Source organism: Pseudonocardia sp. EC080619-01 (assembly GCF_001420995.1).
GTDB lineage: Bacteria > Actinomycetota > Actinomycetes > Mycobacteriales > Pseudonocardiaceae > Pseudonocardia.
In genome coordinates this window covers 5,337,360-5,355,208 of the sequence record NZ_CP012184.1, presented here as the reverse complement: position 1 = coordinate 5,355,208, position 17,849 = coordinate 5,337,360, and the positions used below count along the sequence as shown (strand labels likewise).

The following is a 17,849-nucleotide window of genomic DNA, read 5'->3' as shown; positions in this document are numbered from 1 at the left end:
GACCCGGCGGCGCCCGTCCTGCTGGTCGTGCCGGCAATGGGGATGCGGGCGTCGTTCTACACGCCGCTGCTCACCGCGCTGCGGAGGCCGGGACGTCCGCCGCGGTCACCGAGCTGCGCGGGCACCAGGCCCGGCCCGCTCCCCCGCCGTCACGCCGGAACGACCACGGCTACGACGACCTCGTCGGCGACCTCTCCGCCGCCGTCGACACGGTGCGGGAGCAGCTGCCCGGCGCGCCGGTACTGCTCGTCGGGCACAGCCTCGGCGGGCACCTGGCGGCCGCGTACGCCGCCCGGCACCCGGACCGGGTCGAGGGCCTCGCGCTCGTCGCGTCGGGCAGCGTGCACTGGCGGGCGTGGGGGCCGGTGCACCTGCTGCGGACCCAGGCGGCCGTCGCCACGTCGCGGTTGCTGGGGCACTTCCCCGGCGACCGGGTCGGCTTCGCCGGGCGTGAGGCGCGCGGCCAGATGGCCGACTGGGGCCGGTGGGCCCGGACGGGGCGGCTGGCGTTCGGGACCCCGCGGGTCGACCACGGACCGTCGATCGCGGCCGTCCACCTGCCCGTCCTGGGAGTGACCTTCGAGGGCGACCGGCTCGCCCCGCCCGCGTCGGCGGAGGCGCTGATCGGGATGTTCCGCTCCGCCGACGTCACGCGCCGCCGGCTCCCGGCCGGCGGCAGGCGCCCGCACTTCGGCTGGGCCCGCGAGCCCGGCACGACCGTGCCGGAGCTGGTGTCCTGGGCACGCCGGGCCACCGGGGGCTGAGCGCCGGGGAGGGTCAGGCGCGGCGGCGGCCCGACCAGTGCGGCTCGTGGTCGGCCCAGTCGACCTGCCACGCGTGCGCGAACCGGCGCGCGGTCCAGCGGAAGCCGAGATGGCCCGCACCCGCCAGCACCACGCCCCAGGCGACGAGCGTCATGAACGCGGCCGCCACGCCGACCGTCACGGCATCCGAGGGGGTCGACGGCGGCGGCGTCAGCTCACCGTCGGGCCCCACCCAGACCGTGATCCGGTCCCCCACCTGGTAGAGCCCGGGGACCGAGGTCTCCCCGCTGCGCGCCGCTCCGTCGGGAGCGGTCCAGCCGACGGTGACGGCCTGCTGACCGGTCTGCATGTCGCTCACCGCGGTCGTCCGGTCGGTGACCTGCGCCGGCACCGCGGTGCGTTCCGCTGACTCGGTGGCGCCACGCTCGACGACGGTGCCGTGCGCGGAGGTCCCCGCCATCCAGGCGACGAGCAGGCCGACGGCGACGAGCAGGCCGAGCCCGACCGCCAGCACGTCCTCCCAGCGGGCCGCCGAGCGGCGCATCCGGTCGGCGCTGCCCGGGGCGGGCCGTGGGCCGGTGCGTCCCGGGCCGTCGGCTGTGCGCATCGTTCCTCCTCGAGATCAGGTCGTCGGGTCCCACGACCGCCGGTGAGGACCCGATCACCGAGAAGTACCCCCGTTATTGCTTCGAGACATCGTCTCGCGACGAGGATCACGCGTGACGCGGTCCACGACCGGCGCACGTCACACCGGGTCAGGACGCAGGTCGGCGCACCGTCGTCGCTCCGGGCCGCCCGCTCGCCGCCCCTGGCCTCCCTCTCGTCGCGGGACCGGGTTCCGCGGCAACCGCCGCCGCACCGGGGGCGTCCACCGGAGGTCGGTCCGCGACACCACCCGTCCGGGTGAGGGGTGGACGCGACGGCGGAGGGACGGTGCGCGATGGGTGACCGTGAGCGGCGGCGACGCCGGGCGGCGGTGGTGACCGGCCTGGTCCTGGTGACCGGTGTCGGGCTCGGCGGCACGGCGGTCGCGACGGCCGATCCCGAGCAGAGCCGGGTCGCTGCGGCCGCGCACGCGGAGCCCGCGGCGCCGGGAACGCCCTGCTCGGCGTCGGTGCGGGCGTGCGTCGATCTCGAGACGCGGCAGGCGTGGCTCGTGTCCGGCGGGACGGTCGAGCGGGGCCCGTTCCGGGTCACGACGGGAGAGGCCGGCAAGGAGACCCCGGTCGGGCACTCCTTCCGCGTCTACCGCAAGGAGGCCGACCACCGCAGCGGCGAGTACCCGGGCCCCGACGGCCGGCCCGCGCGGATGCCGTACTCGGTGTTCTTCGCCGACGGCGGCGTCGCCTTCCACGGCGGTGACCTGTCCCGCGAGTCGGCCGGCTGCGTGAAGCTGCAGCGGGCCGACGCGAAGCGGTTCTTCGACACCCTGCAGATCGGCGACAAGGTCCAGGTCGTGCGGGGGTCCGTCGAGAACGGGCACCGCGCGGAGGCCCGCGGGCGGGCCTGACACCCGGCCTCGGGCGGGGTCAGCCGGCGAGCACGACCTGGGTGCGCTCCGGGACGCGGTAGGCGTCGACGATGCGGTTCAGCTCGGCCTGGTAGTACAGCGTCTGCAGCCCGAACACGAAGCAGAGGAGCAGCCCGACGACCGGGTTGCAGGTCACGGCCAGACCGGCGGACCGCTGCGCGTCGGCGATGCGTCGACCGGTGTTGTAGAAGGAGATCAGCGGAGCGATCACCGTCCACCCCAGAAGGAGGAGGACGAGCATCGGGCCGGCGACCGGGACCTGACGGCGGGGGTCGAACTCGGCCATCTCCCGGTGGATCTTGTAATACCAGACCAGGCTGTAGATCCCGAGGGTGATCAGCGGGAGTCCGAGCCAGACGGCCACGGGATGCCGACGCTTCATGGCGAGACCGGTCGCAGCGCGCTGGGGGGCGGCGAGCTCGCCGGGACGCCACGGCTCGATTCCCGTGCCGGGGTGTCCTCCGGCCACCGGTGCGGCCGTCCCGCCGTACGACCCTGCACCGGTTCGCTGTCCCGCCTGGTGCCGCCGGTCCGGCTGGTACCGCGGGTCCGGCTGGTGCCGCGGGTCCATGGGCGGGCGCACCCCGGACGGGGGAAGGTGCGGGTCGGACGGGTACTGCGGCCGGGTCATCGACGCTTCCGATCTGCAGGGAGCGTGGTGTCGGCGACCGCGCTCGTCACTGCAGGTTCGAGGGTTGCGGCGGTGTCGTTAACCGGGCGGCCAGGGTGCCGGCCGCATCTCATCAGAAGTGACGAATCGGGCTCTGCACACGGCCAGGGCCGACCCGCGACGTCGTCGCGGACCGGCCCCGTGCGGTGTGGCGGGTCAGCTCGTGCTGGCCGCCCGCTTCGGCAGCACCCAGTCCGGGCGCGGGAAGTGGCAGGTGTAGCCGTAGGGGTACTTCTGCAGGTAGTCCTGGTGCTCCGGCTCGGCCTCCCAGAAGTCACCGGCCGTGACCACGTCGGTGGTCGCGGGCCCCGGCCACAGCTTCGAGGCGTCCACGTCGGCGATCGTGTCGAGCGCGACCGCCTTCTGCTCCTCGGTCGTGTAGTAGATCGCGGAGCGGTAGCTGCGCCCGACGTCGTTGCCCTGCCGGTCCTTCGTCGACGGGTCGTGGATCTGGAAGAAGAACTCCAGGATCTCCCGGTAGCCGATCCGCTCGGGGTCGAACACGATCTCGACGGCCTCGGCGTGGTCGCCGTGGTTGCGGTAGGTCGCGTTCGGGGTGTTCGGGTCGCCGGAGTACCCGACCCTGGTGGAGACGATGCCCGGGCGCACGCGGAGGAGTTCCTGCACGCCCCAGAAGCAGCCGCCGGCGAGGATCGCAGTCTCGGTCATCGATCTGACCTCCCTGTGTCGGTTCCGCCCGGTCCAACGACGACCGCGTCCCCGATGTTCCGCGGGGACCGCGGCCCTCAGAGCAGCCGGGTGACCTTGTTCAGCCCGTCGTAGCGCACCGGCGAGATCTTCACCCGTGCCCCGGAGTACGGCGCCTCGATCATCTTGCCGTCGCCCAGGTACATCGCGATGTGGTGGGTCCGGCCGTTCTCCGCCCAGGAGAGCATGTCGCCGCGCTGCATGTCCGAGATCGACACCTGCTCGCCGGCGTCCGCCTGGTTCCCGCTGTAGCGCGGCAGGTCGATGCCGGCGCCGGCGAACGCGTAGAGCATCAGCCCGGAGCAGTCGAAGCCGACCTTGTTGTAGTCGCCGTAGGAGTCGGCGACGCCGCCGTCGCGGATGCCGGTGGTCGGGCCGCGGGAGTTGCCGCCGCCCCAGGCGTAGATCGTGCCGATCTGCGCCATCGCGCGGTCGATCACCATCTCGACCGCGGACGACCCGGTACGGCGCGGCGCCGGCCCGGAGTCCGACGGCGCCTCCTCCCGCGCGACCCGGCTGCGGGCCTCCTGCCGGGCACGCCGGTCGGCCTCGGCCTGCAGCCGCGCCTGCTCGGCCTGCCAGGCGTCGAACCGCTGCCGCTGGGCACGCAGCCCGGCGTCGGCGTTCTCGGCCGCGTCCAGACGTGCCTGGACGCCCGCCCGCTCGGCCCGCACGCCGTCGAGGCGGCCCTGTTGCTCGTCGGCGGACGCGGCGGCGGAGGCCAGCGCGTCGTCGGCGGCGGCCGACGCCTCCTCGGCGGCGGCGCGCCGCCGGTCGGCCTCCTCCTGCGCGGCCCGCGCGAGCGAGTCCGCGTTGGCCTGGGCGATCCGGGCCTGCTGCAGCTGTTCCAGCACGGCGGCCTGGTCCTCGCTGAGCGCGTCGGTCAGCCGCGCGCGGTCCACGAGGTCCTGCGGGTCGGTCGCCCGGGACAGCAGCCCGAGCGGGCCGAGGTCGAGACCGTGGGTGTAGACGTCGCCGACGAACGAGTCGAGCCGGGTCCGGGCGTCGTCGACCGCGCGACCCGCCTCCTCGGTGGCCCGGCGGGCGTCGAGCGCGCGGGCCGCGGCCGACTCGGCCTCCCGGCCCGCGGTGTCCGCGGTGTCGCGGGCCTCGAGCGCCTCCTCGTTGCGGGCGGCGACCTGGATCTGCAGCTGTTCGAGCTGCCCGTCGAGCTCGGCGAGCCGGGCGGTGAGCCTGCCGACCTCCGCGGTCCGCTCCTGCACGCCCTGCCGGCTCTGCTCCAGCTCGTCGTCGCCCGGGTTGGGCGGCGGGGGCGGCGGCTGTGCCGGCGCTCCGGGAACGGTCGTCGCCGCGGTGGTGACGACACCCGCCGCACCGACCGACGGCGTCGCGAGGAGTACGGCGCCGAGCAGCGCCAGCACGCCGACGGCCGTCGGCACACGCTTGCGCGTCACGCGTCGTCCTCCCCTCGGAGCGGGTACGGGCCGCGCTCGGGGTGCGAGGGCCCGTTGATCGCGACGAAGGGTGCCACTCCTGCCCCGCCGACCACGTGCGACACACCGGGCGCAGCGCTCCCGTCCGCCGCTCGGGCGACGCGACGGGCACCACACCCGCCTCGCGCGGCTTATAGGACAGGCGTACTATTTGGGTCACCAGGGTCCGCGCTGCCGTGTCAGAGGCGGTGCGCGAGACTCCGACACGACGCCGGTGAGCAGCCCGGTCGCGAACGGCCTGCCGCTCACCGAAACCGGACGCAGCACGCCCACCACCACGGGAGGGACCACCAAGTGGCCAGCACCGACAGCTTCGGCGCCAGAGGACAGCTCGACGTCGGGGGCACCGGTTACGAGATCTTCCGGCTCTCCGCGGTGGAGGGCTCGCAGCGCCTGCCGTTCAGCCTGAAGGTCCTGCTCGAGAACCTGCTCCGCACCGAGGACGGGGCCAACGTCACGGCGGACCACATCAACGCCCTGGCGAACTGGGACCCGCAGGCCGAGCCGGACACCGAGATCCAGTTCACCCCCGCCCGCGTGATCATGCAGGACTTCACCGGTGTCCCCTGCGTGGTCGACCTCGCGACCATGCGCGAGGCCGTGACCGAGATGGGCGGCGACCCCGCCAAGGTCAACCCGCTCGCGCCGGCCGAGCTGGTCATCGACCACTCGGTGATGATCGACTTCTTCGGCACCGCCGACGCGTTCGAGAAGAACATCGAGTTCGAGTACGGCCGCAACAAGGAGCGCTACCAGTTCCTGCGCTGGGGCCAGGGCGCCTTCGACGAGTTCAAGGTCGTCCCGCCCGGCACCGGCATCGTGCACCAGGTCAACATCGAGAACCTGGCCCGCGTGGTCATGCCCCGCAACGGGCAGGCGTACCCCGACACCCTGGTCGGGACCGACTCGCACACCACGATGGTCAACGGCATCGGTGTGCTGGGCTGGGGCGTCGGCGGCATCGAGGCCGAGGCCGCCATGCTCGGCCAGCCCGTCTCGATGCTCATCCCGAAGGTGCTCGGCTTCAAGCTGACCGGTGAGATCCCGACCGGTGTGACCGCCACCGACGTGGTCCTGACGATCACCGAGATGCTCCGCCGCGAGGGTGTCGTCGGCAAGTTCGTCGAGTTCTACGGTGCGGGCGTCGGCGCGGTGCCGCTGGCCAACCGCGCGACCATCGGCAACATGAGCCCGGAGTTCGGCTCGACCGCCGCGATCTTCCCGATCGACGACGAGACCGTCCGCTACCTGAAGCTGACCGGCCGCTCCGCCGAGCAGATCGCGCTCGTCGAGGCCTACGCCAAGGAGCAGGGGCTCTGGCACGACCCGGAGCACGAGCCGGTCTACTCGCAGACCCTGGAGCTGGACCTGTCGACGGTGAAGCCGTCGATCGCCGGCCCGAAGCGCCCGCAGGACCGCATCGAGCTGTCCGAGGCGAAGCCCGCGTTCCGCAAGTCGGTCCACGACTACACCGACGACGAGGCCGCCGAGGGCACCCTCAGTGGGGTCGACGAGTCGGGCGACGAGTCGTTCCCCGCCAGCGACGCCCCGGCGCTGAGCTTCGCCGACGACGACGCCGCGCCGGTCGTGCACTCCGCCGCGAACGGTGGCGAGGGCCGCCCGTCCAAGCCGGTCACGGTGAGGTCCTCCTCGCGCGGCGAGTTCGTGCTCGACCACGGCGCGGTCGTGATCGCCTCGATCACCTCCTGCACCAACACCTCGAACCCGAGCGTCATGCTCGGCGCCGCGCTGCTGGCCAAGAACGCGGTCGACAAGGGCCTGACCACCAAGCCGTGGGTCAAGACCTCGATGGCCCCGGGCTCGCAGGTCGTGACCGACTACTACGAGAAGGCCGGCCTCTGGCCCTACCTCGACAAGCTCGGCTACAACCTGGTCGGCTACGGCTGCACCACCTGCATCGGCAACTCCGGCCCGCTGCCGGAGGAGATCTCGCAGGCGGTCAACGACAACGACCTCACCGTCGTGTCGGTGCTGTCGGGCAACCGGAACTTCGAGGGCCGGATCAACCCGGACGTCAAGATGAACTACCTGGCATCCCCGCCGCTGGTCATCGCCTACGCGCTGGCCGGGACGATGGACTTCGACTTCGAGGCCCAGCCCCTCGGGCAGGGCTCGGACGGCACGGACGTCTTCCTGCGCGACATCTGGCCGTCGAGCGAGGACATCACCTCGGTCGTCGACTCCGCGATCGACTCGGACATGTTCACCAAGAACTACTCCGACGTCTTCCGCGGCGACGAGCGCTGGCGCGCGCTGCCCACCCCGGAGGGGCAGACCTTCGAGTGGGACCAGCAGTCCACCTACGTCCGGAAGCCCCCGTACTTCGAGGGCATGGCCTCCGAGCCGTCGCCGGTCTCCGACATCGCCGGTGCCCGGGTGCTCGCCCTGCTCGGCGACTCGGTCACCACCGACCACATCTCGCCGGCCGGCGCGATCAAGCCGGGCACCCCGGCCGCGCAGTACCTCGACGAGAACGGCATCGAGAAGAAGGACTACAACTCCTTCGGCTCGCGGCGCGGCAACCACGAGGTGATGATCCGCGGCACGTTCGCGAACATCCGGCTGCGCAACCTGCTCCTGGACGACGTCTCCGGTGGCTACACGCGGGACTTCACCCAGGACGGCGCGCCGCAGGCGTTCATCTACGACGCCGCACAGAACTACGCCGCCCAGGACACCCCGCTGGTCGTGCTCGGCGGCAAGGAGTACGGCTCCGGGTCGTCGCGCGACTGGGCGGCCAAGGGCACCGCGCTCCTGGGCGTCAAGGCCGTGATCGTCGAGTCCTTCGAGCGGATCCACCGGTCGAACCTGATCGGCATGGGTGTCATCCCGCTGCAGTTCCCGGAGGGCGAGTCGGCCCGGAGCCTCGGGCTGGACGGCACCGAGACCTTCGACGTCGCGGGCATCACCGAGCTGAACGACGGGAAGACCCCGAAGTCGGTGCACGTGACCGCCACGAAGACGTCGGGCGAGACCGTCGAGTTCGACGCCAAGGTCCGCATCGACACCCCCGGTGAGGCGGACTACTACCGCAACGGCGGCATCCTGCAGTACGTCCTCCGGGGCATGCTGAAGAGCTGACGCGCACACCACCACACGCGGAGCCCGTCCCCCCGTCCCGGGGTGGCGGGCTCCGTCGCGTCGGGCGGGTCAGCCCGGGGCACCGAGCTCGCGGGAGATCCGCCGGGCCGCGTCGACGGCGGCGCGGCCGTGGTCGTCGAACACGTCGGCGGTCATCCGGACGGTCGGGCCGGACACCGACAGCGAGCCGACCGGACGGCCGTCGGTCCCGACGATCGCCGCCCCCACCGCCGCGATGCCGTCGGAGAGCCCCTCCGGGTTCACCGACCACCCGCGCTCACGGACACCGGCCAGCCGGTCCCGCAGCGTGTCCGGGTCGGTGACCGTGAACCGGGTGGAGGGCGGCAGCGGCCCCTGCAGGTAGGCGTCGATCTCGGCGTCGGGGCACGCGGCGAGGTACGCCTGCCCGGTCGCCGAGGCGTGCAGCGGGATCCGGTGGCCCAGCGGCAGGAACGCACGCAGCCGGTGCGCGGTGTCGAGCCGCTCGATGAGGACGAGGTCCCGGCCGTCCGGTGCCGCCAGGTGGATCGTCTCCCCCGTGACGAGCTGCAGCTCGTGCAGCACGGGCAGCGCGCGGTCGCGCAGGCCGCCGGCGTCGCGGGCCTGGTTCCCGACCGCGAACGCGCGGTAGGTCAGCCGCCAGCGCGACACGTCGTCGGTGGTGCACCAGCCGACCTCGGCCAGCGTCAGCAGCGTCCGCTGCACCGTGGACTTCGGCAGCCCGACGGCCCGGGCGAGATCGGACAGGCCGATCGGCTGCCGCTGGCCGACGGCCTCGATCACCCGCACCGCCGAGACCACGCTGTTCGTCGCCGCCACTGCTTGACCCCTCACGGACGAGTGATTACGGTCCCATCGTCGGTCCATTCAGCGAACCACTGTGCCATCTGATGGACCGATACGACAAGGACGCATACCAACGGGGGTAGGCACGTGGCGGTACAGATCATCGCGCTGGCGGTGTTCGCGGCGGTGTTCGTGATCGCCGAGGTCCGGCGCTCGCACATCGGCATCGTGATGTTCGCGGCCGCCGCCGGGATGGGCCTGCTCGTCGCCGGCCTGGCCCTCGACGACATCGTCTCGGGGTTCCCGGTCGACATCCTGATCCTGCTGGTCGGCGTCACGTTCTTCTTCGGGATCGCCAAGGCCAACGGCACGATCGGCCGTCTCGTGGACCGGGCACTGGTCGTGGTGGGCGACCGCAGCGGCGCGCTGCCGCTGACGTTCTTCGTGCTCACCGGCGTCGTCTCGGCGATGGGCTCGCCGCTGGGCGGTCTGGTCATGGCCCCGATCGGCATGTCGGTCGCGCACCGCCGCGGGATCGACCCGATGCTGATGGCGCTCGCGATCGGCACCGGGCTCTCCGCGGGCGGTTTCGCGCCGACGTCGCTGTTCGGCATCGTCACCTGGGGCACCGCGAACACGGCGGGGATCCCGCTGAACCCGCTGGCCCTGTTCGCGGTCGCGATCGTCGCGAACCTGGTGCTGCTGGCCGTGTCGTACCTGATGTTCGGCTCCCGCAGCCGGTCCCGGACGGCCGTCACCACCGGTGGGGGCGCCGGTCCGGAGCTCGGGGACGACGAGCCGCCGGTCGCTCGCGAGCCGTTCCGGGCGATCCACCTGATCACGGTGACGGCGATGCTGGGCCTGGTCGCGGCCGTCGTCGTGCTCGCGGTGCTCGGCAACGAGCCCGACGTCGGTGTCCTCGCCTTCGCCTTCGGCGCGGCCCTCACCCTCATCGACCCCGACCACGGTCGCGGCGCGCTGAAGGAGATCGACTGGTCGACCGTGCTGCTCGTCGGCGGGATCATCACCTACGTCGGCGTGCTGCAGGAGATCGGTGCGGTCGACCTGCTCGGCGACCTCGCTGCGCAGCTCACCGTGCCGCTGCTCGCCGCGTTCGTGATCTGCGCGGTCTGCGGGCTGGTGTCGGCGTTCGCGTCGACGACCGGCATCCTCGCCGCGCTCGTCCCGCTCGCGATCCCGCTGGTCCAGCAGGGCGGCCTCCCGGGCTGGGCCCTGATCTGCGCGCTCGGCGTCTGCTCGTCCATCGTGGACGTGTCGCCGTTCTCCACGGTGGGTGCGACGCTGGTCGCGACCACCGTCGACCCCGACGAGCGGCCGCGGATGACCGCGCTGCTGACCCGCTGGGGCCTGTCCATGGTCGTGATCGGCCCGCTCGCGCTGGTCGGTGCGCTCGTGCTGCCCGCGATGGCCGTCTAACCGTCACGTCAGGAGTTCGCAGTTGTTCCTCACCTCGCTCACCTCGGGTCACGACCTCGACCGTGCCGTCGTCGTCGGCGACGAGGCGGTGTCCCGCGCGGAGCTGGTCGACCGCGCCGGCCGGTTCGCCGCGGGCATCCCCGGTGACGGCCCGGTCGCGGTGCACGCGACGGCGTCGCTCGACACCGTCGTCGCGGTCACGGGCTGCATCCTGGCCGGCGTCCCCGTGGTGCCGGTCCCCCCGGACTCCGGGCCGGCCGAGCGCGGCCACGTGCTGCGCGACTCCGGTGCGACGGCGTGGGCCGGGGACCGTCCCGACGGCGTCGACCTGCCCGCGGTCGTCCCGGGCGGCGCCGCGGTCTCCCTCCGCGAGATCGATCCCGAGCGCACGGCGATGCTGCTCTACACCTCGGGGACCACCGGCGCCCCGAAGGGCGCTCAGCTCTCCGGCCGGGCCATCGCGTCCGGCCTGGACGGCCTGTTCGACGTCTGGGACTGGACCCCGGACGACACGGTCGTGCACGGTCTCCCCCTGTTCCACGTGCACGGCCTGATCCTCGGCGTGCTCGGGGCGCTGCGCCGCGGCTCGCGGGTGGTGCACACGGTGAAGCCGCAGCCGGCCCGCTACGCCGCGGCCGGCGGGACGATGTACTTCGGCGTCCCGACGGTCTGGAACCGGATCGTGGAGGACCCGGAGTCGGCGCGGGCGCTCGGCCGGGCCCGGCTGCTGGTCTCGGGCAGCGCGCCGCTGCCGGCGACGCTGTTCGAGCGGATCGCCGGTCTGACCGGGCAGGCGCCGGTCGAGCGGTACGGCATGACCGAGACCATGATCACGCTGAGCGCACGGGCGTCCGGCGAGCGGCGCGCGGGCTGGGTCGGGATGCCGGTCCCCGGCGCGGAGACCCGGCTGCTGCCCGCGGCCGACGGCGAGACCGGCGAGGTCCCCGACGACGGCGAGACGGTCGGGCGGCTCGAGGTCCGCGGCCCGATGCTGTTCGGCGGCTACCTCAACCGCCCCGACGCGAACGACGAGTGCTGGGCGGGCGACGGCTGGTTCCGCACCGGCAACCTCGCCGTACGCGAGCCGGGCGGGTTCCACCGCATCGTCGGCCGCGAGTCCACCGACCTGATCAAGTCCGGCGGGTACCGGATCGGGTCCGGCGAGATCGAGGCCGTGCTGATGGACCACCCCGGGGTCGCCGAGGTCGCCGTCGTCGGGGCCCCGGACCCGGACCTGGGCCAGCGGATCGTCGCCTTCGTCGTCGGTGAGGGCACGGCGGAGGCGCTCATCGACCACGTCGCGTCGCAGCTGTCCTGGCACAAGCGGCCGCGCGAGGTCGTGTTCGTCGACGCGCTGCCCCGCAACCCGATGGGCAAGGTGCAGAAGAAGCTGCTCGGTCAGTAGCTCCGCGGGAGTCCGAGGACCTGGGTCCCGATGTGGGCGAGCACCAGCTCCTCGGACACCGGGATGTTCCGCGCGATGCGGGCATCCCGGAACAGCCGCTCCACCGGGTACTCCTTGGAGTAGGCCATCCCGCCGAACGTCTGGAACGCCCGCTCGGCCGCCTCCCAGCCGACCTGGGCGCCGGTCAGCTTCGCGATGCTGGTCTCCGCGTGGCAGGGCTGTCCCTGGTCGTAGAGCCACGCGGCCTTGTAGGTCATCAGCCTGCCCAGCTCGGTCTTCGCCTTGATCTGGGCCAGCGGGAACTGCACGGCCTGGTTGGCGCCGATCGGGCGGCCGAACACCTCGCGGTCGCGGGCGTAGCGGACGGCGACGTCGAGCGCGGCGTCGGCGGACCCGACCCCGCCCGCGGCGGCGAGGATCCGCTCCGGGTTGAGCACGTCCCACAGCACCGCGAAACCGGCGTCGACCTCGCCGATCACGTGGTTCTCCGGGACGCGGACGCCGTCGAGGAAGACCTGGCTGGAGGTCACGACGTTCGAGCCCATCTTCGGGATCGGCGTGTACCGCAGCGTCCCGGCGGCGACGGCCTCCTTCACGTCGACCAGCAGCAGGGTGAACCCGCTGGTCCGGGGACGGGCGTCGGCGGCGGGGGTGGTGCGGGTGATCGCGACCATCCAGTCGGCGTTCTCCAGGCCGGAGATCCAGATCTTCTGGCCGTCGATCACGAAGTCGGAGCCGTCGCGGACCGCCCGGGTGCGGATGCTCAGCGCGTCGCTGCCCGCGTCGGGCTCGGTCAGCGCCATGCAGAAGTGCAGCTCGCCGGACGCCAGGCCGGGCAGCAGCCGGGCCTTCTGCTCGGCGGTGCCGTGCCGGGCGAGGGTGGTCGCGCCGAAGCCCGGGGTGAGGATGTAGAGGAAGGTGCCCGCGGTGCCGCCGGACGCCGCGAGGGTCTCGCAGGCGACGGCGAGCTCCAGCATCCCCTGGCCGCCGCCGCCGTACTCCTCCGGGACGGTCAGCCCGAGCCAGCCGCCCGCGGCGAGTTCCTCCCACACCTCCCACGGGAACCGGTGCTCGTCCTCCAGCCGGGACCAGTAGGCGTGGTCGTGCCGGGCGCCGATCGCGCGGACGCCCTCCTGCACGGCGAGGGCGGTCTCGGGCAGCGCGAAGTCCATCGGGCGTCCTCTCGGGATCGGTCTCAGACGAGCGGCCGGCCGAGCCGGCGGCGCACGCGCATGTCGGTCAGGCAGGCGTTGTAGGGCAGCCGGCGCACGGCGGGCGGGAGCCGGAACAGCATCGCGCCGGTCCGTCGCATCCGCTGCTCGAACGCGCGCCGGTCGTCGTCGGACCAGGGCAGGCCGAGCATGCTCCGGAACGGCTCGTGCAGGAAGCCGGTGGTGTACCAGCGGTGGCGCGCGGCGCCGATCCGGCCGGCCGGGCCGAGGTACTCGCGGTCCAGCAGGCGCTCGAAGTACGCACGCATCCGGTCGTCGATCGCGACATCGGCGAGACCGGCCGCCCAGTACTCGTCGAACGCGTCGCGGTCGGCCGGCCACTGCTCGGGCCGGACCTGCAGTGTCGTGCCGAGGGCGGCGCACTCGCGGTAGACGTCGTCGGGCAGCCGCATGCCGGGCTCCCCCACCAGCAGCCCCCAGGTGTCCTCGAACGCCCGGTACAGGCAGGCCGCGACCCAGAGCTGCAGGTCCCGGTCGGTGGCCCGGTAGGCCACCGGGCTCTCCGCGGTGGAGACGACCCGGGCGTGCGAGCGGCCGACGGCCCGGCGGTAGGCGCGCCGGTCGTGGTCGGTGCCGAGCAGCGCGACGCCGAGGTAGGTGTTCGTCGTCCGGAACCGGTGGACCGGGTGCTCGAACAGGTTGCCGCTGGTCACCCGGCTCTCCCGGACGCCGTGACCGACCGGCGGCAGGGACAGCTCCATGATCACGTTGGCGGTCGCCGAGAGCAGGACGGGCCCGAGCACGAGATCGCGGGCCGTCCGCGGCAGCCGGGCGGGTGCGACGACCGTCATCGGGACCTCCTGCAGCGGTGCGGGATCTGAGAACGACCGTACTCAGATTGCCGGGCGGTCGGCAAGCGGGCACCATCGGCACGGTGAGCGACCTGCGGACCTACGGCGGCGTCGACGGCGACCGGCGCCGCGCGGACCGGCGGGCGCAGCTGGTCGGTGCCGGGCTGGAGCTGCTCGGCACGCCCGGCGGCGACCTGACCGTGCGCGCCGCCTGCCGCGGGGCCGGGCTCGCGACCCGCTACTTCTACGAGAACTTCACCGACCGGGACGCACTCGCCGCCGCGGTCTACGACGCCGTCGTCGACGAGGTGGCCCGCGCCGCGGCCGGGGCCGTCGACGGCGCCCCGGGCCCGCACGAGGCACGGGTGCGGGCCGGGGTCGAGGCGATCGTCGGGGTGGTGGTGGACGACCCCCGCAAGGGACGCGTGCTGTTCGGCCCCGCCCAGGCGGCCCGGCACGCCGAGACCGCGAGGCTGTTCGTGCGGCTGTTCGTCGAGCGCCGGCCGGACCCCGACGACCTGCTCGGGGCGTTCGCGGTGGGCGGGCTCGCCCGGGTGCTCGGCTCGTGGACCGCCGGTGACCTCCCCGTGGACCGTGCGCATCTCGTCGACCGGTGCACGGCGCTGCTGGTGGCGGTGCAGCGCGGCTGACTCACGCTCGCACGCGCGGCCGGCGCGCTGCTAGCGTCGGCGGTGCGCCCCCGATGGGCCCAGCCGGAAGGAGTCCCCGCACCCGCCGACGCCATGCGTCGTCGGCGTTCCCGCACGGGCCCGCGGGCGCAGCTCTCCTTCCACGTGTCTCCGCGCGCGGTCCCGCACCGACCCGGAGGAGATCCATGACCTGCACGTTCAACCACACCATCGTCGCCGCACGGGACCGCTCGGTCTCGGCGGCGTTCTTCCGCCACGTGTTCGAGGCGGCCGAGGCCCCGTCCTGGGGGCCCTTCACCAACCTGCTGCTCGACGGCGGAGTACTGATCCAGTTCGCCGATCTGCCCGAGGACCGGTTCCCGGAGGTCCAGCCGCAGCACTACGCGTTCCTCGTCGACGACGAGCTGTTCGACCGGGCCTACGGCCGGCTCGTCGCCGACGGCGTCGAGCACTGGGCCGATCCGCAGCAGACGCTGCCCGGGGAGATCAATCACGGGCACGGCGGCCGCGGGGTGTACTTCCGGGACCCGGCCGGCCATCACCTGGAGATGATCACGCAGCCCTATCTGTAGGACGGCGCGGGCCCGGGCGGCCAGACTGTCGTCGTGATCGACGACGACGCGACCGTCGCCCGGGCCCGCCGCTGGCTCGACGCGGCACGGGTGCACCCCGGCCGGGCTCCGTCCTGGATGGATCCGCTGCTCGCCGGGCTCGGCACCGCGCAACCGGGCGACATCAGCCGCAACGACCATCCGGCCGACCACGTCGGGCCCCGGCAGTCGGCGGTGCTCGTCCTGCTGGCCCTCGGCGACGACGGGCCGGAGGTCGTGCTGGAACGCCGTGCCCGCCGGTTGCGTCACCACTCCGGGGAGATGTCGTTCCCGGGCGGGCGCCGCGACGAGGGCGACGCCGACCCGGTCGCGACCGCGGTCCGCGAGGCCGTCGAGGAGACGGGCCTGCGTCCGTCCGGGGTGGACGCGGTCGCGCTGTTCCCGCGGCTCGTCCTGCTCACCGGCTTCCATGTGACCGCGGTGCTCGCGCACTGGCACACCCCCGGGCCGCTGGCCGCCGTCGACCCCCGGGAGACCGAGGCGGTGCTGCGGGTGCCGCTGGCCTCGCTCGCCGACCCGGCGCACCGGTTCGCGCTGCGCGCCGGTGGCGGGCGGTGGCGGGGCCCGGGCTTCCGGGTCGGCGACGACGTCGTGTGGGGCTACACCGGCGAGGTGCTCGACGCCGTGCTCCGGTTCGGCGGGTGGCACCGTCCCTGGACGCCCGGCCCGGAACAGGTCTGGGAGGAGCTCGCCCGCCGCCCCGACTGACTCCCGCCGAGATGCAGCTCAGCGTCGCCGGAAAGACCGGCGGAGAGCGCTGAGCCGCATCTCGGCGGGGACGGTCCGGATGCGGACGAGTCGGGTCAGGGGTGCGGGTGTCCCGGGTCGACCCACGGCACGTGCTCGGGATCGGCGACGCCGTCGATGTCGAGGTTCACCACGACCGGCTCCTGCCCGGAGCGGGTCAGCACGCACTCCAGGGGCTCGTCGTCGAGCGCGTTGATCTCCTGGTGCGGGACGTACGGCGGCACGAAGATGAACCCGCCCGGCCCGGCCTCCGCGGTGAACTCCAGGTTCTCGCCCCACTTCATCCGGGCCCGCCCGCGGACCACGTAGATCACGCTCTCCAGCTCTCCGTGGTGGTGCGCACCGGTACGGGCACCGGGGTGGATCGTGACCGTCCCGGCCCACAGCTTCTCCGACCCGACGCGGTCGTGGGTGACCGCCGCGGCCCGGTTCATCCCCGGCGTCTGCGGGGTGTTCGTGTCGAGCGCGTCCCCGGGGATCACGCGGACGCCGTCGTCGCGCCAGTCGGTGGTCATGCGGCCACCGTAACCGTCAGGACGGACGGGTGGCCCGGAAGCGGAACGACCGCCCGCCCAGCTCGGTGCCGGGTTCCGCCAGCCCGGCCGCGGCCAGCCGGGCGGGCAGCCCGTCCGGGTCGACGACGGTCATCGTGTCGCCGACGTGGATCAGCCGGAACCGCAGGCTGAGCCGCGAGTCGATGCCCGCGAACGTCCCGCCGGGGCGCAGCACCCGGGTGGCCTCGGCGAAGAGCCGGTCCTGCTCGGCGGGCGTCGGTACGTGGTGCAGCATCGTGAAGCAGACGACGGCGTCGAAGCTCCCGTCCGGGAACGGCAGGGCCGCACCGTCGCCGTGCCGGACGTCGACGCCCAGCTCCCGCCCCAGCCCGTCGCGCAGGTCGGCGGCCATCACCGGGTCCACCTCGAGCGCGGTGAGCGCACCGCTGCGCGGGGCCAGCCACCGGGTGGTGACGCCGTAGCCGGGCCCGATCTCCAGCACCTCACCGGCGAGGTCGACACCCCGGGTCGCCCACGGCAGCGTCGTGCCGTGCATCCGGTCCGCCCACGAGTCGGAGCGGCAGATCCGCTGATGGAGAACGTTCATCGCCATGCAGGCGACGCTAGGGCGCCCGCCCGGCGGCCGGGAGTCGCTAGGCTGCCGGATCGTGTCGCGTTCCGGCCTCCCGGCGCACGTGCCGGACGTCCCGGGCGCCGCCGTCCTGGTCTCCCGGATCCCGCTGGACCGCGGGCACGTGTTCGGTGAGCACGCGCACCCCGCGCACCAGCTCGCCTGGGCCGGGCGGGGTGTGCTGCGGGTGACCCTCGGTGCGACCGGCTGGGTGCTCACGCCGGGCCGCGCGCTCTGGATCCCGGCCGGCGCGGCGCACACCACGGCCGCGACCGAGGCGTCCGCGATGCGCGGGGTCTACCTGTGGCCGGACCGCTGCCCCGCCGCCTGGGACGCACCCGCGGTGCTGGCGGTCGACCCGCTGCTCGCCGCGCTCATCGACCACCTCGCCGACCTCGGGCTCGACGACGGCGAGCGGCACCGCGCCGAGATGGTGCTGTTCGATCGCCTCGGCCCGGCCCGCGACGCCGGCGGGCCCGGAACCGCCGTCCGGCTGGTGTGGCCCCGCGACCCGCGCGCCCGCCGGGTCGCCGACGCACTCGCCGCCGATCCCGCCGACCCGCGCGACCTCGCCGCCTGGGGCCGGCTCACCGGGGCCGGGGAACGGACCCTGTCGCGGATCTTCCTGGCCGAGACCGGTGTCGGCCCCGGCCGGTGGCGGACCCTGCTGCGGGTCCGGACGGCGCTGGAGCTGCTGGGCTCGGGGCTGCCGGTCGGCACGGTCGCGCGACGGGTCGGCTACGCGACGCCGAGCGCGTTCGTCGCGGCGTTCCGGCGCGCGACCGGCACGACGCCCGCCGGTGTGTTCGGCCGCTCCGGCCGGTAGCCACCGGCCG

The 17,849-nt window shown here is 73.8% G+C and carries 18 protein-coding genes; 9 read left to right on the top strand and 9 right to left on the bottom strand.

What is annotated here, in order from left to right:
* Window positions 1–113 precede the first annotated feature (113 nt).
* Window positions 114–764 (top strand): alpha/beta fold hydrolase, encoded by a 651-nt coding sequence (locus AD017_RS25095; protein ID WP_227012869.1) that lies wholly within the window; start codon window positions 114–116, stop codon window positions 762–764.
* Between the two features lie 13 nt (window positions 765–777).
* On the opposite strand, the gene AD017_RS25090 is transcribed toward AD017_RS25095, so the two are convergent.
* Window positions 778–1,371 (bottom strand): hypothetical protein, encoded by a 594-nt coding sequence (locus AD017_RS25090; protein ID WP_010241364.1) that lies wholly within the window; start codon window positions 1,369–1,371, stop codon window positions 778–780.
* Between the two features lie 333 nt (window positions 1,372–1,704).
* Between AD017_RS25090 and AD017_RS25085 the strand changes: the two genes are divergently transcribed.
* A complete protein-coding gene (locus AD017_RS25085) occupies window positions 1,705–2,274 on the top strand; it encodes a L,D-transpeptidase (protein ID WP_060576602.1) in 570 nt (189 codons plus the stop codon).
* 19 nt (window positions 2,275–2,293) lie between these two features.
* Here the strand turns inward: AD017_RS25085 and AD017_RS25080 are convergent, their stop codons facing one another.
* The 3 genes from AD017_RS25080 to AD017_RS35470 form a co-directional block, all read right to left on the bottom strand.
* Window positions 2,294–2,926, bottom strand: a complete 633-nt coding sequence (locus AD017_RS25080; protein WP_227012578.1) for a DUF4234 domain-containing protein — start codon at window positions 2,924–2,926, stop codon at window positions 2,294–2,296.
* A gap of 195 nt (window positions 2,927–3,121) precedes the next feature.
* Window positions 3,122–3,634: a peptide-methionine (S)-S-oxide reductase MsrA gene (msrA, locus tag AD017_RS25075; protein ID WP_060575753.1), complete on the bottom strand. Its 513-nt coding sequence runs from the start codon at window positions 3,632–3,634 to the stop codon at window positions 3,122–3,124.
* Between the two features lie 77 nt (window positions 3,635–3,711).
* A complete protein-coding gene (locus AD017_RS35470) occupies window positions 3,712–5,088 on the bottom strand; it encodes an NlpC/P60 family protein (protein WP_060575752.1) in 1,377 nt (458 codons plus the stop codon).
* A gap of 333 nt (window positions 5,089–5,421) precedes the next feature.
* On the opposite strand from AD017_RS35470, the gene AD017_RS25065 reads away from it, so the two are divergent.
* Complete coding sequence (locus tag AD017_RS25065; protein ID WP_060575751.1) at window positions 5,422–8,229, top strand: aconitate hydratase; 2,808 nt, start codon at window positions 5,422–5,424, stop codon at window positions 8,227–8,229.
* 69 nt (window positions 8,230–8,298) lie between these two features.
* Here the strand turns inward: AD017_RS25065 and AD017_RS25060 are convergent, their stop codons facing one another.
* Window positions 8,299–9,048, bottom strand: coding sequence for an IclR family transcriptional regulator (locus tag AD017_RS25060; RefSeq protein WP_082398918.1), 750 nt, complete (start codon window positions 9,046–9,048; stop codon window positions 8,299–8,301).
* Between the two features lie 114 nt (window positions 9,049–9,162).
* Between AD017_RS25060 and AD017_RS25055 the strand changes: the two genes are divergently transcribed.
* Window positions 9,163–10,452 (top strand): SLC13 family permease, encoded by a 1,290-nt coding sequence (locus tag AD017_RS25055; RefSeq protein WP_010226935.1) that lies wholly within the window; start codon window positions 9,163–9,165, stop codon window positions 10,450–10,452.
* Window positions 10,453–10,474: 22 nt separating this feature from the next.
* Window positions 10,475–11,857, top strand: coding sequence for an acyl-CoA synthetase (locus AD017_RS25050; RefSeq protein ID WP_060575749.1), 1,383 nt, complete (start codon window positions 10,475–10,477; stop codon window positions 11,855–11,857).
* On the opposite strand, the gene AD017_RS25045 is transcribed toward AD017_RS25050, so the two are convergent.
* Complete coding sequence (locus AD017_RS25045) at window positions 11,851–13,029, bottom strand: acyl-CoA dehydrogenase family protein (protein WP_060575748.1); 1,179 nt, start codon at window positions 13,027–13,029, stop codon at window positions 11,851–11,853. The two genes, AD017_RS25050 and AD017_RS25045, sit on opposite strands and share 7 nt — an antisense overlap.
* Window positions 13,030–13,052: 23 nt before the next feature.
* A complete protein-coding gene (locus AD017_RS25040; RefSeq protein ID WP_060575747.1) occupies window positions 13,053–13,880 on the bottom strand; it encodes an oxygenase MpaB family protein in 828 nt (275 codons plus the stop codon).
* An 83-nt stretch (window positions 13,881–13,963) separates the two neighbouring features.
* On the opposite strand from AD017_RS25040, the gene AD017_RS25035 reads away from it, so the two are divergent.
* From AD017_RS25035 to AD017_RS25025, 3 genes are all read left to right on the top strand, one after another.
* Window positions 13,964–14,530, top strand: coding sequence for a TetR/AcrR family transcriptional regulator (locus AD017_RS25035; RefSeq protein WP_010226943.1), 567 nt, complete (start codon window positions 13,964–13,966; stop codon window positions 14,528–14,530).
* 185 nt (window positions 14,531–14,715) lie between these two features.
* Window positions 14,716–15,102: a VOC family protein gene (locus AD017_RS37520; protein ID WP_060575746.1), complete on the top strand. Its 387-nt coding sequence runs from the start codon at window positions 14,716–14,718 to the stop codon at window positions 15,100–15,102.
* Window positions 15,103–15,135: 33 nt separating this feature from the next.
* Entirely contained in the window at window positions 15,136–15,849 is a 714-nt protein-coding gene (locus AD017_RS25025; protein ID WP_010226947.1) for a CoA pyrophosphatase, read from the top strand.
* 95 nt (window positions 15,850–15,944) lie between these two features.
* Here the strand turns inward: AD017_RS25025 and AD017_RS25020 are convergent, their stop codons facing one another.
* Both AD017_RS25020 and AD017_RS25015 read right to left on the bottom strand, forming a co-directional pair.
* Window positions 15,945–16,403, bottom strand: a complete 459-nt coding sequence (locus AD017_RS25020; protein WP_033199062.1) for a cupin domain-containing protein — start codon at window positions 16,401–16,403, stop codon at window positions 15,945–15,947.
* A gap of 16 nt (window positions 16,404–16,419) precedes the next feature.
* Window positions 16,420–16,995 carry a class I SAM-dependent methyltransferase gene (locus AD017_RS25015; protein ID WP_010226950.1) on the bottom strand — a complete coding sequence of 192 codons (576 nt, stop codon included), beginning with the start codon at window positions 16,993–16,995 and terminating at the stop codon, window positions 16,420–16,422.
* Between the two features lie 55 nt (window positions 16,996–17,050).
* Here AD017_RS25015 and AD017_RS25010 point away from each other — a divergent pair, with 55 nt between their 5' ends.
* Window positions 17,051–17,839: a helix-turn-helix transcriptional regulator gene (locus AD017_RS25010; RefSeq protein WP_060575745.1), complete on the top strand. Its 789-nt coding sequence runs from the start codon at window positions 17,051–17,053 to the stop codon at window positions 17,837–17,839.
* Window positions 17,840–17,849 lie beyond the last annotated feature (10 nt).

Coding starts and splice junctions, on each gene's coding strand:
- msrA (WP_060575753.1), bottom strand. CDS start 3,634: ATGACCGAGACTGCGATCCTCGCCGGCGGCTGCTTCTGGGGCGTGCAG.
- AD017_RS25080 (WP_227012578.1), bottom strand. CDS start 2,926: ATGACCCGGCCGCAGTACCCGTCCGACCCGCACCTTCCCCCGTCCGGG.
- AD017_RS25040 (WP_060575747.1), bottom strand. CDS start 13,880: ATGACGGTCGTCGCACCCGCCCGGCTGCCGCGGACGGCCCGCGATCTC.
- AD017_RS37520 (WP_060575746.1), top strand. CDS start 14,716: ATGACCTGCACGTTCAACCACACCATCGTCGCCGCACGGGACCGCTCG.
- AD017_RS25085 (WP_060576602.1), top strand. CDS start 1,705: ATGGGTGACCGTGAGCGGCGGCGACGCCGGGCGGCGGTGGTGACCGGC.
- AD017_RS25015 (WP_010226950.1), bottom strand. CDS start 16,995: ATGGCGATGAACGTTCTCCATCAGCGGATCTGCCGCTCCGACTCGTGG.
- AD017_RS25045 (WP_060575748.1), bottom strand. CDS start 13,029: ATGGACTTCGCGCTGCCCGAGACCGCCCTCGCCGTGCAGGAGGGCGTC.
- AD017_RS25090 (WP_010241364.1), bottom strand. CDS start 1,371: ATGCGCACAGCCGACGGCCCGGGACGCACCGGCCCACGGCCCGCCCCG.
- AD017_RS25020 (WP_033199062.1), bottom strand. CDS start 16,403: ATGACCACCGACTGGCGCGACGACGGCGTCCGCGTGATCCCCGGGGAC.